Source organism: Massilicoli timonensis (assembly GCF_900199515.1).
GTDB classification, from domain to species: Bacteria; Bacillota_I; Bacilli_A; order Erysipelotrichales; family Erysipelotrichaceae; genus Massilicoli; species Massilicoli timonensis.
On sequence record NZ_LT963434.1, the window covers coordinates 189,755 to 207,320 of the forward strand.

Annotated in this window: 17 protein-coding genes and 1 pseudogene; all 18 read left to right on the forward strand. The window is 46.6% G+C overall.

The window, feature by feature from the left end; translation table 11 throughout:
• Positions 1-52: 52 nt before the first annotated feature.
• Positions 53-1,366 (forward strand): M18 family aminopeptidase, encoded by a 1,314-nt coding sequence (locus C1712_RS02895; RefSeq protein WP_102266640.1) that lies wholly within the window; start codon positions 53-55, stop codon positions 1,364-1,366.
• On the forward strand, positions 1,351-2,250 hold the full coding sequence (locus C1712_RS02900) for a 5'-nucleotidase (RefSeq protein ID WP_102266642.1): 900 nt from the start codon (positions 1,351-1,353) through the stop codon (positions 2,248-2,250). Before C1712_RS02895 ends, C1712_RS02900 begins: the two co-directional genes overlap by 16 nt.
• A gap of 85 nt (positions 2,251-2,335) precedes the next feature.
• Positions 2,336-2,728 carry a transcription antitermination factor NusB gene (nusB, locus tag C1712_RS02905; RefSeq protein WP_245858044.1) on the forward strand — a complete coding sequence of 131 codons (393 nt, stop codon included), beginning with the start codon at positions 2,336-2,338 and terminating at the stop codon, positions 2,726-2,728.
• A complete protein-coding gene (xseA, locus tag C1712_RS02910) occupies positions 2,725-4,053 on the forward strand; it encodes an exodeoxyribonuclease VII large subunit (RefSeq protein WP_102266644.1) in 1,329 nt (442 codons plus the stop codon). Before nusB ends, xseA begins: the two co-directional genes overlap by 4 nt.
• Positions 4,050-4,265, forward strand: a complete 216-nt coding sequence (xseB, locus tag C1712_RS02915; protein ID WP_102266645.1) for an exodeoxyribonuclease VII small subunit — start codon at positions 4,050-4,052, stop codon at positions 4,263-4,265. The genes xseA and xseB overlap by 4 nt, the downstream gene beginning before the upstream one ends.
• Entirely contained in the window at positions 4,255-5,091 is an 837-nt protein-coding gene (locus C1712_RS02920; RefSeq protein WP_245858045.1) for a polyprenyl synthetase family protein, read from the forward strand. The genes xseB and C1712_RS02920 overlap by 11 nt, the downstream gene beginning before the upstream one ends.
• A 14-nt stretch (positions 5,092-5,105) precedes the next feature.
• The gene (gene dxs / locus C1712_RS02925) at positions 5,106-6,962 is read left to right on the forward strand and encodes a 1-deoxy-D-xylulose-5-phosphate synthase (RefSeq protein WP_102266648.1); all 1,857 of its coding nucleotides are present in this window, start codon (positions 5,106-5,108) and stop codon (positions 6,960-6,962) included.
• Complete coding sequence (locus tag C1712_RS02930) at positions 6,949-7,749, forward strand: TlyA family RNA methyltransferase (RefSeq protein WP_102266650.1); 801 nt, start codon at positions 6,949-6,951, stop codon at positions 7,747-7,749. Before dxs ends, C1712_RS02930 begins: the two co-directional genes overlap by 14 nt.
• A gap of 4 nt (positions 7,750-7,753) precedes the next feature.
• The gene (gene recN, locus C1712_RS02935; RefSeq protein WP_102266652.1) at positions 7,754-9,406 is read left to right on the forward strand and encodes a DNA repair protein RecN; all 1,653 of its coding nucleotides are present in this window, start codon (positions 7,754-7,756) and stop codon (positions 9,404-9,406) included.
• 154 nt (positions 9,407-9,560) lie between these two features.
• Complete coding sequence (locus C1712_RS02940; RefSeq protein WP_102266653.1) at positions 9,561-10,550, forward strand: SpoIVB peptidase S55 domain-containing protein; 990 nt, start codon at positions 9,561-9,563, stop codon at positions 10,548-10,550.
• Positions 10,551-10,698: 148 nt separating this feature from the next.
• Entirely contained in the window at positions 10,699-11,526 is an 828-nt protein-coding gene (gene spo0A / locus C1712_RS02945; RefSeq protein WP_102266655.1) for a sporulation transcription factor Spo0A, read from the forward strand.
• A gap of 95 nt (positions 11,527-11,621) precedes the next feature.
• Entirely contained in the window at positions 11,622-12,800 is a 1,179-nt protein-coding gene (dinB, locus tag C1712_RS02950; RefSeq protein ID WP_102266657.1) for a DNA polymerase IV, read from the forward strand.
• 57 nt (positions 12,801-12,857) lie between these two features.
• Positions 12,858-13,457, forward strand: a complete 600-nt coding sequence (locus tag C1712_RS02955; protein WP_102266658.1) for a stage II sporulation protein M — start codon at positions 12,858-12,860, stop codon at positions 13,455-13,457.
• 44 nt (positions 13,458-13,501) lie between these two features.
• Entirely contained in the window at positions 13,502-14,401 is a 900-nt protein-coding gene (locus tag C1712_RS02960) for a tyrosine recombinase (protein WP_102266660.1), read from the forward strand.
• On the forward strand, positions 14,398-15,582 hold the full coding sequence (locus C1712_RS02965; RefSeq protein ID WP_102266662.1) for a phosphopentomutase: 1,185 nt from the start codon (positions 14,398-14,400) through the stop codon (positions 15,580-15,582). The genes C1712_RS02960 and C1712_RS02965 overlap by 4 nt, the downstream gene beginning before the upstream one ends.
• A 61-nt stretch (positions 15,583-15,643) precedes the next feature.
• A complete protein-coding gene (locus C1712_RS02970) occupies positions 15,644-16,474 on the forward strand; it encodes an Mrp/NBP35 family ATP-binding protein (RefSeq protein WP_102266664.1) in 831 nt (276 codons plus the stop codon).
• Between the two features lie 210 nt (positions 16,475-16,684).
• Positions 16,685-16,795, forward strand: a pseudogene (locus C1712_RS13095) (helix-turn-helix domain-containing protein); the annotation flags it as partial.
• 120 nt (positions 16,796-16,915) lie between these two features.
• Complete coding sequence (locus C1712_RS02975) at positions 16,916-17,566, forward strand: Fic family protein (RefSeq protein ID WP_245858181.1); 651 nt, start codon at positions 16,916-16,918, stop codon at positions 17,564-17,566.

Consider the following 17,566-nt stretch of genomic DNA (forward strand, 5'->3'; position numbering starts at 1 on the left):
AAAATCCACTTCGTGTGGTTTTTTCTTTTTGTTTGATGAGGAGGTATATTATATGAATGTAAATGAACGATTATTCGCTTTTATCAAAAACAGTCCCAGTATGTTTCACGCGGTTGATACGATGAAAAAAGAGCTGGCGGCACATGGTTTTATCCTGCTGGATGAAACAAAGCCATGGAAGCTGGAGGCGGGAAAGGACTATATGGTTACCCGCAATCACAGCAGCATCATCGCTTTTCGCATGCCGCAGACAGACGATTATCATTACCAGATCGTCGCCAGCCACAGCGATTCTCCCTGCTTTTTAGTGAAACCGCATGCAGAGCTTGCCTGCGAAGGTTTTATCAAGCTGAATGTAGAAGTGTACGGCGGTACTTTATTGAGCACCTGGTTTGATCGTCCGCTTTCTTTAGCCGGCCGTTTGCTGGTAAAGGAAGACGGGAAGATCGTATCCAAATATGTCAATGTCGATCAGGATCTGCTGATCATTCCCAATTTAGCCATTCATATGAATCGTGAGGCCAATCAAGGAGTCCGCATCGCCGCGCAGAATGATATTTTGCCTTTGTACGCGATGGGTGAACACACTGATCTGCTGGCATGTGTCGCACAGGCAGCCTGTGTAGAGAAAGATGCGATCGTAACGCATGAGCTGTATGTATATCCACGTGCACAGGGAACGCTGCTTGGTGATGGCGGCGCATGGATCGGCTGTCCGAAACTGGATAATCTGCAAAGTGCCTTTTCCTCTTTACAGGCGCTCTTGCAGGCTCATCATCCGGGTCACGTCAGCATGCTTTGCTGCTTCGATAATGAGGAGATCGGCAGCGGCAGCAGACAGGGAGCAGACGGCTGCTTTCTTGCCGATGTGATGGTGCGCATCGATGCGGCTTATGAGAAAACACCCGCCCAGCAGGCGGCGATACGGGCACGATCTTTCTTTGTGTCCTGTGACAATGCGCATGCGTTCCATCCGAATTACCCGCAAAAAGCAGATCCCAACCATCATGTTTATCTAAACAAAGGGGTCGTGATCAAGCACAGTGCCCGTAAAGCTTATACTTCCGACGCTTTCAGTGCGGCGCTGTTTCGCACGCTCTGTGAGCAGGCAGACGTGCCGGTACAGGATTTTGTCAATCACAATGAAATCATCGGCGGAGGAACGCTGGGGGCGATCTCCAGCTCACATGTGTCGATTCCCAGCATCGACATCGGCTTGGCACAGCTGGCAATGCATTCCGCCTATGAAATCGGCGGCGCCAAGGACACTGCTTATATGATCGCTGCTTTAAGCGCTTTTTTCAGTCATGACATCATCTTATCAAAGGATGGAGAAGGAGCGATACATCCATGCCCAAATCACTAGCGGGCTGTCTGGCCGTAGGGATCAGTTCCCGGGCATTGTTTGATCTCTCTTATGAGAATGCGATCTTTGAAAAGGCGGGACTAGAGGCATATACAGACTATCAGCGAGAACATGAGCATGATGTTTTGAAGCCCGGCACCGGTTTTCCGCTCGTGCGTTCGTTATTAACACTCAATGACCTGGAACCGAAACGCAAACGGGTGGAAGTGGTGATCTTGTCGCATAACAGTGTGGAAACAGGATTACGTATCTTTCATTCGATCGCTCACTATCAATTAGATATTTCGCGAGCGGCATTTTGCGGCGATCATGATCTGTTTCCTTATCTGCGTGCCTTTTCGATCGATCTGTTTTTATCGGCAGAGGAAAGCGATGTGCAAGAGGCGATCCGTCATCACTATGCAGCGGGTTTGATCTATCCTTCTGTAAGCAACGAGTATGAAGCACTGCCGATCCGCATTGCGTTTGACGGCGACGCGGTCTTATTTTCCGATGAAGCTGAACAGATCTACCAGAAAGAAGGACTGGACGCCTTTGTCCGCCATGAAGTAGAAAACGCTGCCAAACCGCTTCCACAGGGACCTTTTGCGCATTTCTTGCAGGCGATTGCGCAGCTGCAAGAGGAATTCAAGGGGCGAGAAGCGCCGATCATCACTGCGCTTGTAACCGCCCGCAATGCACCGGCGCATGAACGGGTCGTATCGACTTTTCGGGCATGGCATGTTACGGTCGATCAGTCCTTTTTCTTGGGCGGACTAAGCAAACAGCCAATCTTGGCGGCATTTCGTCCGCATATTTTCTTTGATGATCAGCAGGTTCATGGGGAAGCGGCCAGTGCATTTGTGCCAAGTGCCAGAGTTGCGTACCCAAAGCGGGAATCATGATCAAATTTGTGGTGTTTTTACAACGAATAGTAGCCACATAATTGTGATTTATGATAAAATAGGGAAGATGAATGGAGGAATCATTATGCAGGCAAAAAAAGGGATGAACAGACATCAGCTGCGCGAGGTGGGGATGACTTGTCTGTATCAGTCATTTCTTTTGAACGGCAACATTCGCCAGATCGTATTTGAAAACAGTGAAAGCAATGAGATCGATCCGTTTTTATATACGATCACCATTGATGCAATGAAATATAAAGACATCTACATACAAAAGATCAATGCCGTGATCAACAAAGACTGGTCGTTTGATCGTCTGGGCTATGTCGAACAGGCGATCTTGTTAATGGCGTGCTGTGAACTGGATCTGGAAACGGCGCAAAAAGCAATCGTGATTGATGAAGCGATCACGCTGGCCAAGAAATATTGCGATGATGATGCTTACAAGCTGATCAACGGTGTATTGGATCGTCTATGAAACCGGTATATTCGGTCGGCGCACTGCTTCGCTATATCAAAGCAAGCTATGAACAAGACGAACAACTGCGTGCGATTTTGGTAAAAGGTGAAATTTCTAACTTCACTGCACATCGCAGCGGACATTACTATTTCTCTTTGAAGGATACAAGCGGCAGGATCAGCTGCGTGATGTTTGCGAGCTATGTGCGGAAACTGAATATCAAACTGGAAGAAGGCATGAAAGTAATCGTTCATGCTTCTTTGTCTATGTATGAGGCAACCGGTTCTACGCAGCTTTATGTAACCGGGGTGCAGGCAGATGGCATCGGCGATCTGTTTCTTCGCTTTGAACAGCTGAAGCGACAGCTAAGGGAAGAAGGACTGTTTGACGATGCCCATAAAAAGAAGCTGCCGCTGTATCCGATGGATATCGCGATCATTACCGCTAAAGAAGGAGCGGCGGTCCATGACATCATGACGACGATGAACAAACGCTGGCCAATCGCCAAAATATCGCTTTATCCTTCCTTGGTGCAGGGAGAAGGAGCGGCGCTGAATTTGATGGAGCGTTTGCTTCAGGCGGATGAAGCCGGTCATGATTTGATCATACTGGCACGCGGAGGCGGTTCACTTGAGGATCTGTGGTGTTTCAATGACGAGCGTTTGGCACGTTTGATCTATGATCTGAAAACGGTCATCGTTACCGGGGTCGGTCATGAAAGCGATACGACACTTGTCGATTATGTTGCCGATCAGCGATTTGCGACACCGACGGCAGCCGTTGCACACAGCGTCCCGGACTTACGGGAAGTAAAAGAACAGCTGGAAGCGATGAGGAAATATCTTTATGAACGCATATGGACAAGACTGCGTCATGCACATAGCGAGTTGCTGCTCATCAAACGGTTTCGTTATTTCGATCAGCCGATGCTGTTATTGCATGATGAAGAGATGCGCTTCGCGATGCAGGAACGCCGTTTCTTGGAAACCCGTCAGCGCTTTTACAAACAGCGTGAGACTTTACAGAAACGCAGTGCGCAGTTCGCCTATTTGAGCAGCCGCTGCATGAAAAAAGAGGAACAGGCATTGCTTACGAAAAGACATACGCTCCTTTCTCACATACAGGAAAAACTGAAGATCACCAAGAACACGATGGAAAAGCAGATTGCTCTGTTAGATGCTTATAATCCGCTTGCGGTGTTAAAGCGAGGCTATGCGATCGTTTCTGATGAAGAAGGGATCATTCGCTCGATCCGCGATGTACATGACAAGGATCGTTTGAGCATTCGCTTGCAGGATGGACGCATACAAGTCGAAGTCGTGAATCAGGAGGAAAGCAAATGAAAGAAAAAATGACATTTCAGGACGCAATGGCGCGTTTAGATGAAATCACTGCACAGTTGGAACAAAATGATATCGCTTTAGAAGAAGCCATTGATTTATTTGAAGAGGGGCTGAAGCTGATCCATCAGTGTGATGGACAGCTGAAAGGCTTTGAAGAAAAGGTTAGCGCTTTATTGGAGCAGTATCAGGAGCGTGATGAAGATGCACTTTGATACGTATTTGCAAACGACGCTTGATCATCTTGACGCTTCACGGGTAAAAGAGGCGATGTCCTATTCCTTATTTGCGGGTGGTAAACGGGTGCGCCCACAGCTCGCCATAGCGGCGATGGAAGCATATGGAAAAGATCCTCAGCAGATCTATCCTTTTGCGGCAGCGCTGGAGATGATCCATACCTATTCTTTGATCCATGACGATCTGCCGGCGATGGATGACGATACGCTGAGACGAGGCAAGCCGACCTGTCATGTAGCCTTTGATGAAGCAACGGCGATCTTGGCCGGTGACGCATTGTTGAGCGAAGCTTTTTATCAGGTGACGCTTTGTCATTGTGATGACAGACAAAAGGTCGCTTTGATCAAGCTGCTTTCTCTTTACAGCGGGGCAAACGGCATGGTGCTCGGTCAGATCTTAGATATGGAAGGGGAGCGGGGCGATCTAACGGCAGCACAGTTAGAGCGGATCCACGAAAACAAAACGGGGAGGTTATTGACGATTCCTTTTCTGGCAGCGGCCGTTTTATGCGAAAGGGAAGCGGATCTGCCAATTTGGGAAGAAATCGGCAAACGCTTGGGCTTGTCTTTTCAGATACAGGATGACATATTAGATGTGACCAGCAGCAGTGCGGTCCTCGGTAAAAATATCAACAGTGATGAAGAAAATCACAAGACGACTTATGTAACGCTTTTGGGTCTTACGCAGGCCAAAGCGCTGGCCGCAGCTTATTATGAGGAAGCGACGAACTTGCTTCATACGTTGGCGATCGATCCAAAACCGCTGTTACAAGTATTTGAGGCACTTGCCCACCGCAGCTTCTAAGTAGGAGGGATAGTATGAATCTTTTTGATCTGCGATCGCCTGACGATATCAAGGCGCTTAAGGAAGAAGAACTGAAAGAGCTTGCCGAGGAGATCCGCCGTTTTCTGATAATGAGCATCGCTAAGACCGGCGGTCATCTCTCCAGCAATCTGGGTGTCGTCGAATTGACGATCGCTTTGCATAAAGTGTTTGATTCTCCACGTGATAAGATCTTTTTCGATGTGGGACATCAAAGCTATGTGCATAAGATACTGACCGGGCGGATCAAAGAGTTTAAGACCCTGCGGCAGTATAAAGGACTTTCCGGCTTTCAGAAGCGGCGTGAGAGCGTGCACGATGTCTGGGAAGCAGGTCATTCTTCAACATCGCTTTCCGCGGCGTTAGGTATGGCGATTGCCCGTGATCTGCAAAAGGAGCACTATCAAGTCATTCCGGTGATCGGCGACGCCGCATTTGCTTCCGGGATGAGCTTTGAGGCATTGAATCAGATCGGTGAACAGCAGCGCAATATGATCATCATTTTGAATGATAATGATATGTCGATTTCTAAAAATGTCGGAGCGATCCAGCAGACCTTGACCAAGATGCGGGTATCGAAGTCTTATACGGCATTAAAAAGCGACCTGAAAGGCGCGTTATCAGGCAATCAGGCAGGAAATGCACTATTAAAAGCGATGCGCAGCGTAAAAAACGCTGTGAAGGAAAATGTGATTCCGGACAATATTTTTACGGAACTGCACATTGACTATATCGGACCGGTAGACGGACATGACATCGGCGAATTGATCAAAGTATTTGAAAGTGCCAAGCAGCATCAGGGACCGCTCGTCATACACGTCATCACCAAAAAAGGGAAAGGCTATCCTTATGCAGAAAACGACAAAGAAGGGAAATGGCATGGTGTTTCGCCCTTTGATATTGAAAGCGGACGTTCGCTGTCCATGCTGCCGCATGGACACAAAAGCTGGAGCGAGATCATAACGGATGCGGTCTGCGATCTGGCTGAGCAAAACAAACAGATCGTAGCGATCACACCGGCGATGATCAGCGGCAGTAAATTAGAACGTTTCTTTAGCGCCTATCCGCAGCGCAGCTTTGATTGTGGAATTGCGGAGGAGCACGCGATGACTTTTGCGGCTGCCTTGGCATTAAACGGATTTCGCCCTTTTATCAGTGTATATTCCTCTTTCTTACAGCGCGCCTATGATCAGATCAACCACGATGTGGCCAGAATGGATCTGCCGGTGGTGATCGGTGTCGATCGCGCTGGTCTGGTAGGCGAAGATGGGGAAACGCATCATGGAGTCTTTGATATCGCAATGCTGCGCAGTATTCCCAACCTCATCATCGCCCAGCCAAAGGATGCAAAGGAAGCGCGTTCGCTGTTGAAACTGGCATTTTCCGGCAGTCATCCTTTTGTGATCCGTTATCCGCGCGGCAGTGAAGCACAGAGCACGGAGTGCGAAGCCATCACCTGCGGTACTTGGGTGAAATATCCATGTATTGCTGAAGCGAAAGCAATCGTGATCGCATATGGCAGCGATGTGGATAAGATCATCGCAAAGGCAAAGGTCAATGAGATCGCACTGCTCGTTGTGAATGCCCGTTTCTTTAAGCCGTTAGACCATAACTGTTTAGATGAACTGGCACAAATGCACTTGCCGATCTTCGTTTATGAAACGGATCTGCTTGCGGGCGGCTTATCCTCCGCCATTTTGGAATATGGAAATGACAGTGGCAAAGACTGGAAGATCCATCGCATCGGCATCGGCGATCATTTTGTCGAACACGGCTCACTGCCGAATTTGCGCAAGCAGGAGCATATCGATCTGAATACCTTATTTGAGGAGCTGCTGCATGTCATCCGCTAAAACACGCTTAGATGTGGCTTTAACAGCCCGCGGCTTATTTGAAACAAGAACACTGGCACAAGATGCGATCAAGGGCGGCTATGTCAAGGTCAATGGTACGACCGTTGTCAAAAGCAGTTATGTGCTAAAGGAAGAAGATACCATCGAAGTGCTGCACCGTGAGCTGCAATTTGCTTCACGAGCCGGTTTTAAGCTATACGGTGCGTTGGTTGATTTTGGGATCGATCTGAACGGGCGCATCATCGCCGATATCGGTGCCAGTACCGGCGGTTTCAGCGATGTCTGTCTGAAAGAGGGCGCAAAGCATGTTTATGCGATCGATGTCGGGTCGAATCAATTATTGCCAAGACTTAGAGATGATCCGCGCATCACGAATTTAGAGCAAGTAAACTGCCGTTACCTCGATCGTTCCTATTTTACAGAACTTCCCGATTTTGCCTGTGTCGATGTATCCTTTATTTCCTTAAAGCTGATCTTGCCCGCACTGCTTTCTGTCTTATGCGGCGAACAGGAAATGCTGCTGCTTGTCAAACCGCAGTTTGAGGCAGGGAAGGCGGATATCGGCAAAAACGGCATCGTGAAAAATAAAAAGGTACATATCCGCATACTGCGGGAAATGATGGCTTTCATCCAGTCATTAGGGTTATCTGTGCAGCACTTGGATGTCAGTTCCATTGCCGGAAGAGATGGCAATCGGGAATATGTGCTGCATGTTTCCAAAAGATGCGCACAACATGATTTTGATCTGAAACAGATCGTTGAAAAGAAAATAGAAAACAGGTGGTGATCAGATGTTAAAGCAGATCTATGTAAAGGATTTTATCTTATTTGAAGAAATCGAAATGGAATTTGACCGTGCTTTTTCCGTTTTCTGCGGGGAAACCGGTGCCGGGAAATCACTGCTGATCGATGCGATCAGCGCATTATTAGGCGGCAGGGTCAATGGAACGCTGGTAAAAAACGGTAAACCAAAAGCGGTCATCGAAGGTGTATTTGAGATTGAAAGCAAAGCAGTACAAGCACTTTTAGAAGAAGCCGGGATCGCATTTGAGGAAGATCTGATCATCACCAGAGAAATTAACAGCGATGGGAAAAGTACGGCACGCATCAATCATCGTGTGGTTACGGCTTCGTTATTAAAGCAGTTAGGGACGCTCTTGGTCGATATCCATTCTCAGCATGACAATCAGTATCTGTTGAATCAACGGTATCATTTACAGCTGTTAGATCAATATGCGGCTTTACAAGAGCAGCGAAATGCGGTAAGAAAGGCCTATCAGGATTATCAGCGAGAACAGCAAAAGCTTGAGGATGCGCTGCATACCACCTATAACGAAGATGATCTGGAGTTTTTACGCTTTCAGATCGATGAGATCGAAAAGGTTGCCTTGGATGAAGAAGCTTATGACGCTTTGCTTGCCGAGGAAAAGCATTGGCTATCTTTTGAAAAGCGCGCCACACACCTGAAGCACGCTTTGGCATATTTTGATGATGGCGCTATGAGTGCGCTTTATGAGGGCTGCAAGGCGTTAGATGGAATGGATGATGAAATAGTCGAAAAGATCCAAACAGCGCTCTACGATGGCTATTATGCACTGGAAGAAGCCATTTCGGATCTGCATCGCTATGATGAAGGCATGGAATATGACGAAGCACGCTTCAACGAAGTGCAGGAGCAGTTGTTTGAACTGCATAAGGTCATGCGTAAATCCGGCGGTACGCTGCTTTCCATGATGCAGAAAAAACAGATGATGGAAGAACGTGTAGAACAGATTACGCATCGGCAGGCATTTCTCGATGAGCAGCAGGCGAAAGTCGATGCTTGTAAAAAAACTTATTTTGCATTAGCGGAAAAGCTTTCCAAACAGCGCAAGGCAAAGGCCAAAGAACTGGAGCAGGCAATTTTGGTGCAGCTGCGGGATCTGTATTTGGAGCATGCCCGCTTTACGATCGCTTTTGAGGAAACGATGCAGGCTGATGGCATCGATCAGGTTTCTTTCTTGATCAGTATGAATCCCGGAGCGAAACCGGCTCCGCTTGCAAAAGTTGCTTCCGGTGGTGAGCTTTCTCGTTTTATGCTGGGCATGAAAGTGATCTTTACTGCACTGGCCGGGATCGATACGGTCATCTTTGATGAAATCGATACCGGGGTCAGCGGTCGCGTTGCCCTTGCGATCGGCAGCAAGATGTCCGCGGTTGCGAAACACTCACAAGTATTCGCCGTTACCCATCTTGCTCAGGTAGCAGCCTATGGGGATACGCAATATCTCGTGGAAAAGCAGATCGAAGCGCATTCGACGCTGACTAAGATCAAAAAGCTGGAACGTCGGGAACGCATTGAAACGCTCGGTTATATGGCAACTGGTACAACGAGCGAGAGCAGCGTCCATGCGGCCAGTGAACTGTTTGAACAAGTGCGCAAAGAGAAAACAAACGCAGACTGATGCTTGCTATGGTCGGGCAATGTGCGCTGTTTACATGAAATGATTTCTATATATTTTCAGATCTGTCTGATCAGGCAGGTCTTTTTTCTGCTGTTAGGAACTTCCAGTATAGTGCTGCTTGCTTACGCCGATACTAGGCGATAGGAGGTGTTATATGACAAGGAAGAAACTCATGCTTGCACTTTTTTTATTCCTGTTATTTCCGGTTTCGGTATTTGCGAACGATCAAGTTATCTTAGGCGGAGAAAGCATCGGTATCGTAATGGAATATGACGGTGTTATGATCAACGGCACCTATTCGATCACGGTCGATGGCAAGGCCTATGATCCAAAACAAGATGATTTTCAAGCCGGTGATGTGATCATCAGCGCCAATGGCAAACGCGTTGCCTCGATTGAAGAGCTGAATCAGATCGTACGCACTTATCAAGAACCGATCAATTCTATTCCGATCGTCATCAGACGCGGTGATAAAGAGCTGAAGAAAACCCTGATCAGTGTTTATCAAAAGGAAATCAATGCCTATCAAAGCGGTCTATATGTAAAAGATGAAATAACCGGGATCGGTACGATGACGTACTATGATCCAATCCATCATACTTTCGGCGCACTGGGACATGCCATCGATCCAAGCGGCCAAGCGCAAAACGGCTTGCTTTACGGATCGATCGTAACCGGGATCATTCCCTCAAAGCCGAATGCGGCCGGCGAGAAGAGCGCAACGATTGATTTTGAGGATCCGATCGCTACTGTCACATTAAACGATACGATCGGTTTATATGGTACTTATGAGCGAAAAGTAAATGGTCAGACCATCGAAATCGCCAAGCAGGAAGAAGTGCACACCGGCAAAGCGCAAATCTATACCGTGATCGAAGGCACACAGGTAGAGGCCTTTGATGTGGAAATTACCCAAGTCAATCCACAAGATCAAAAAGCGATCAAAGGCATTGAATTTACCGTAACCGATCCGAAACTGATCGAAAAAAGCGGTGGGATCGTACAGGGAATGAGCGGATCGCCGATCGTGCAGGATGGCAAGCTGGTCGGAGCGATTACCCATGTCATTACCAGTGAACCAACGAAGGCATACGGCGTCTATTTGAGCTTTATGAAAGAATTATCAGACAGCGCAGCCGACTAGGAACAGACAAATTCTCATATGATCTTGAAAAAAACGGCAGGACCCTGCTGTTTTTATTCACAATTCCTAAAAAAACAGCTAGCTGTTCGACAAAACTCTCGTTTCTTCTTTCCGTGCGTTTGACATAATAGAACACGGAGGAAAGAGTATGAAAGAGAAAACAAGTGTTTATATTGTCGATGACAATCAGGACAATGTCCTAAAACTAAAAAATGAGTTTCGCAAGCAAGGATTTTATGAAGTGGTGGGAAGCGCCGCCAATGGGGAAAACTGTATCAAGGAACTGAGCAATAAAGCGGTCGATGTACTGGTATTAGATCTCATCATGCCGAAAATGGATGGATTAGAGGTATTGAAGCAGATGAAGCTGCACAACATCAAAGCCAAGCATATCATTGCCACGACGCCTTACTTAAACGAAGTGATGATCGCGGCACTGGGGGAACATCATGTGGATTATATGATGTTACAGCCTTTTGAGGCGGCGACATTGATTGATAAACTGAATATCGTACAGGGATTCCATCAGCGAAGATCTTATGAAGAACAGATCACTTCCAACGTGATCGACAATGAAGAAAAAAAACGGCTGATGAAGATCCAGCTGGAAAGCGAGATTACCGAGGTCTTACATGAAATCGGTATTCCCGCACATATCAAAGGTTATATGTACTTACGCACCGCTATTTTAGAAACGTACCTGAATGTTGATTTCTTAGGACAGATCACCAAAGTGCTGTATCCGGAAATCGCCCGCAAATATAAAACGACGGCATCCAGAGTGGAACGTGCGATCCGCCATGCGATCGAGGTAGCGTGGAACCGCGGCAATATCGATGCGATCGACGATATTTTCGGTTATACCATATCGGCATCGAAAGCAAAACCGACCAATTCTGAATTTATTGCGATGATCTCCGACAAGCTGCGTTTGGAGCATCGGCTGCGTCATCAGCAATATACAAGAAACTATTAAGAAGATGAGAATCAGTGAGAGGCGAGGAGAAGAAGCAGGCTCACTTTTTCTTTACAATCCCATAATTTGCTTTATAATGAATGGCGGGTGATAGTATGGGCAGAGTGATATTTCACATCGATCTCAATTCTTTTTTTGCCAGTGCGGAAATCATGCGCAACAGCGCTTTGGCAGGACAGCCGCTTGCGATATCCGGCTTGTCCCGTCGGGCAGTCGTTTCTACCGCTTCTTATGAAGCGCGCAAATATGGGGTGCATAGCGCCATGCCGCTGCATCAGGCGCTTGAGAAATGTCCGGATCTGGTCGTCGTACAAGGGGATTATGCTTGGTATGAACAATTAAGTGAGCGTTTTCTCAGCTTTATTCGATCGATCACGCCGCTTGTCGAACAGGCGAGCATCGATGAGTGCTATGCGGATATGAGCGAAGTCATCCGCGCCTATAAACGGCCGCTTGATTTGGCATGGATCATTCAAAAGCGTCTGTATGAAGAATTGAAGCTGCCTTGCAGCATCGGCATCGGTCCTAATAAGTTTCTTGCCAAGATGGCCAGTGATATGCACAAACCGATGGGCATCACCATTTTGCGCAAGCAGGAAATTGCGAAAAAGCTTTGGCCATTGCCGATCGGATCGATGATCGGGATCGGGAAGAAAAGTACGCCCTTATTAGAAAAAGCGGGTATTGAAACGATCGGAGACCTCGCTGATCCGACAAACGAGAACCGCGTGATGCAGATTTTAGGAAAGGCCTCGTATCAACTGATTCAGAACGCCCGCGGCAACGGCACCAATGTTTTGACCTTCAGTCACAGCGTACAGTCGATCTCACGCTCTACCACTCTTGATAAGGATACATTAGACGATCAGGAAATTCGTCTTGCCTTTCAAAAGCTGTGCCATGCACTCGTACAAGGGTGTAGAGAGGAAGGTGTCGTCGGTAAGATGATATCGATCACGATTCGTTATTTTGATTTCAAAAACATCGTGCGAAGTGCAAGCCTAGAACATTACAGCGATCGCTTTGCGGATTTCTATGAAACAGCACTGCTGTTATTCGATAATCATCATACGGCGGATATTCCGATACGCCACCTTGGCGTAACGCTGGGCACTTTGGCATCTACGACGCGTGCGATTCAGCAGTTAGATCTGTTTACAGCGCAAAAGGCGGAGAAAATAGATGTGCTGGAGGAATTAAATGCGCAGCTAAGCACTGGAAAGCTGGTTTTTGCCAGCAGTCTGCTGTCGAAAAAAGACGATCAAAAGCGATGAGAGAAAGAGGTATTTCTCTCTTTTTTTTTCATAGAATGGATTAGGCGGGTGAATTCTATGAAAAAAATGTTACGGTTTCTGTTTCAAAAATACCAGAATGTCTATCTGTTTATTACGATCTTGATGGTAAGCGGTGCGCTTGCCGGATTATTGTTTTCCACCTTCATCAATGTGCACGATATTTCACAGTTTTCTTCTTATTTGAATGCGGTCAATGCTTCAATCGATAAATATGCTTTTTTTCTGGATCAGTTTGGCAGCGGGATCTCGTTTGTCGGTGTGCTGTTTTTGCTTGGCACATCGATCATCGGTATGCCTTTTCTCAGTTTTATCATCTTCTCGAAAGGACTGCAGATCGGGTTTTCCTGTGCCTTATTTATTTATGCCTATCAATTAAAGGGAATCGTCGGCATCTTTATCGCTTTATTGCCGCAGGTATTGTTTGATGTGGCAGGGAGTTTTCTTGCCAGCGCCTGTGCCATTCAGCTATCGCTCCATCTCATGCACACCGCCACCAGCAAAGATCGTCTGGATCTGCGTAAACTGTTCAATTATATATTAAGTGATGTCTGTATCGTTTGTATCATCGTCTTGCTCGGCGCTTATGTAAAATCAACGTTGGTGATCGAATTGATCCGTTTGTTTAATCTTCTTTAGCGAATTTTCTCTCGGCCTGTGTTATAATAGAAACAGGTGATGAGATGCGAATGCAGGATGCACTGGAAGCGTACCAGTATCATATTACATATGTCAAAATGAAAAGCAAAAGAACGATCGATTCCTATATGCGTGAATTAAAGCATTATATTGCTTATATGAAGCAGTTTGGCGAGGGAATGGATACGATTACTTACGGGCGGATCAGCGATTATCTGGATGAATGCGCAGTAACCAAAAAAGCTGCTTCCATCAATCACATCATAACCGTCATTCGTACATTTCACCATTATCTGACGTTTATGAATCCGGATCTTGCCGATCCGACGCTGTTTTTGAAAAACATGAAGTCGGGACGCAAGCTGCCGCGTTATTTGAATGAACAGGATGTAGCAAAGCTATTAGCGAGCTTCGACAACAGTGATGAAGGCGTATTTGAAAAAGCACTTTTTGAAGCGCTTTATGGATGTGGCATGCGAGTAAGCGAGCTATGTTCGCTCAAACTGAATCAGCTTCACTTATCACAGTCCTTTATTCGCTGTATCGGCAAAGGCGATAAGGAAAGAATGCTGCCGATCAATCAAAGTGCGATCGCGGCGCTGGAAGCCTATTTGCATCTGGTAAGAGGAAACTGGGAGAAAAAGCGCAGCCCTTATGTTTTTATCAATCATTTGGGCCATCCGCTCAATCGTCAATATGTGCATCGATTGATCAAGGAAAAACTAGCGCAGCTCGGCTTATCTTCGGCTTTATCGGCGCATAGTTTTCGACATTCCTATGCGACCCATCTGTTAAATGGCGGTGCGGATCTTCGAGTGGTGCAGGAGCTTTTAGGACACAGTGACATCGCCACCACGCAAATTTATACACATGTGCAGGATCAGCGGTTAAAAGCCGTTTATGATGCGGCGCATCCAAGAGCAAACAAGGAGGAAACAAAATGAAACAGTATAAGCGAATCTTTACGATCGTCATCGACTCGATGGGCATCGGCGGCGCAATTGATGCGGCAGACTTTCACGATGAAGGAGCGGATACGCTGGGACACATCGATGAGGTGATGGAATCTTTTACGATCCCGAATCTGAAAAAGCTGGGACTTTCCAATCTGCATCCTTTGACCAAGGTGGCATATGAGCCTTCACCGATCGGCTATTATGCCCGCATGCAGGAAGCAGCCGTCAGCAAGGATACGATGAGCGGACACTGGGAAATGATGGGACTGCATATTACAACGCCGTTTCAGACATTTACCGAAACCGGATTTCCGCAAGATCTGATCAAAGCGCTGGAGGAACGATGCGGACATAAAGTAATCGGCAACAAAGCGGCCAGCGGTACGGAAATATTGGATGAGCTTGCTGAAGAGGAGATCGCTACCGGTAATATGATCGTTTATACTTCGGCAGATTCGGTCTTACAGATCTGTGGAAATGAGGAAACATTTGGATTAGAAGAGCTATACCGCTGCTGTGAGATCGCTAGAGAGCTGACCATGCGTGATGAATGGAAGGTGGGCAGAGTCATCGCCCGTCCTTATATCGGTAAGAAAAAAGGTGAATTTAAGCGTACTGCCAACCGTCATGACTATGCGTTGAAGCCTTATGATCGCACCGCTTTGGATTTTTTGCGTGATAAAGGCTATGATGTGATCAGCGTCGGTAAGATCAAAGATATTTTCGATGGGGAAGGGATCAGCGAAGCCTATAAGTCAAAAAGCAGTGTGCATGGCATGGAACAAACCATTGAACTGATGGATCAGGATTTCACCGGTCTTTGCTTTGTGAACCTGGTCGATTTTGACGCACTCTGGGGCCATCGCCGCAATCCGATCGGATATGGTAAGGAATTAGAGGCATTTGATGAAAAGCTGGGCGTTGTGCTCTCTAAATTAAAAGAGGATGATCTATTGATCATTACGGCTGATCACGGCACTGATCCAACCTATCGCGGAAGCGATCACACACGGGAAATGGTACCGTTTCTTGCATACAGTCCTTCCATGAAGGGAAGCGGCTTGCTTCCGCAGACGGATACTTTTGCGGTCATCGGCGCAACGATCTGTGATAATTTTGAATGCGAGATGCCAAAACTGGGGCATTCGCTGTTACCGCTGCTGCGCTAGTGAATTGACAAAGCGAACAGTGCGTACTAAAATAGCAAATAGAGTGTAATGGAGGGATAATATGAGTGATTGCAGTACATGTCCAAGCAAAGGAAGCTGCGGCAAAGATGAGGCAACCTGCGGCATCGTTTCTAACCCGCATAGTCATATCCGGCATGTGATCGGAATCATGAGCGGAAAGGGCGGTGTCGGAAAGTCTTCAATGACCGTCTTGCTTGCCAAACAGTTATGCAAAGCGGGTTATCGGGTCGGTATTATGGATGCCGACATGACCGGACCAAGCATTCCGCGTTTGATGGGACTGGCTCATGAGCATGCATATGGCAGCAATGATGCGATTGAACCGGTAGTGGATAAAGACGGCATTAAAGTGATGTCGCTGAACTTTCTTTTGGAAGATGAAAATCAGCCGGTCGTATGGCGTGGCCCGATCATCGCCAATGCGGTAAAGCAATTTTGGAGCGATGTGGTATGGGGCGATCTGGATTTTCTATTGATCGATATGCCGCCGGGAACCGGTGATGTCGCGCTTACTTTAATGCAGAGCTTGCCGATCAGCGGCATGGTAATGGTTTCAACACCACAGCCGATGGTGTCGATGATCGTATCAAAGGCGATCAATATGTGCAAGGAAATGAAGATTCGTGTCTTAGGCGTCATTGAAAACATGAGTTATATCATCTGTCCGGACTGTCAAAAACGGATCGATCTATATCAGTCAAATGATATGGAAGCATTCTTAAAGCGCAATGATCTGCCATTATTTGCGGAACTGCCGATGATGGATCTGATTGCGAACATCCATAAGGACGATGATTATACAAGCGATGCGATTGCTTTATTAGATGAAGCGATGAAACCGGCTGTCGATGGCTTGTTGAAGGCTTTGTAATCATATATCAGCATTGTAAGGAAGAGAAAGCAGGAAATCAAGAGCGGTTTTCTGCTTTTTTCAAAGGTATTTGAAATCGTAAGAAATGGCATCCTATTAAAATGATAATTTACATTATTCCGATAAGCGGGAAATATTATTCCGATAGCGTTGATATTGTTCCGATAATAGGGTATACTATTGTTGGGAGCGAGGTGTAGATTTATGTACATGACAGTGAAGCAGGCTGCAGAGAAATGGGGTATTTCAGATAGAAGAGTAAGGATACTTTGTTCAGAAGGGAAGATTCCTGGCGTTACCCGTGAAGGACGTAGTTGGAAAATACCAGAAGATGCAAAGAAACCAGAGGATGGACGATATAAGACTGCAGAAAATTTATTGGAGAAGATTGACAGAAAGAAAACAGAATTAGACTCCAGGCGCCCGCTAACAGAAGGAGAGGTGGAACGTCTCACAGAGGAATTTGTCGTTGAATACACCTATAATTCTAATGCGATTGAGGGAAATACGCTGACTCTTCGGGAAACGGATATGGTGCTGCGCGGGTTGACGATTGACAAAAAGCCGCTGAAAGATCATATGGAAGCAGTGGGACATAAAGAAGCCTTTTACTTTGTGCAAGATTTAGTAAAGGAGCAGGTGCCTTTATCAGAAAGCGTAATCAAACAGATTCATTATCTAGTTCTTGCTGATAAAAAAGATGACCGTGGGGTTTACAGAAGAGTTCCGGTAAGAATCATGGGAGCGAAGCATGAACCTGTTCAGCCTTATCTCATCCAGCCAAAGATGGAACAGTTGCTGGATGATTATAGGAACAGCACAGAGCATATCATCCCCCGGCTTGCACGGTTTCATATTGAGTTTGAGGGCATCCACCCTTTTATCGATGGAAACGGTCGTACGGGACGCTTACTTGTGAATCTGGAATTGATGAAGGCCGGGTATCCACCGATTGATATTAAATTTACAGATCGGATTGCCTATTACAATGCTTTTGATGAATATCATGTCAAACACAATTTAAGAGCAATGGAAAAACTATTTGCAGGGTATGTGAATGAAAGGCTGGACAGTTATTTGGCAATGTTGTAG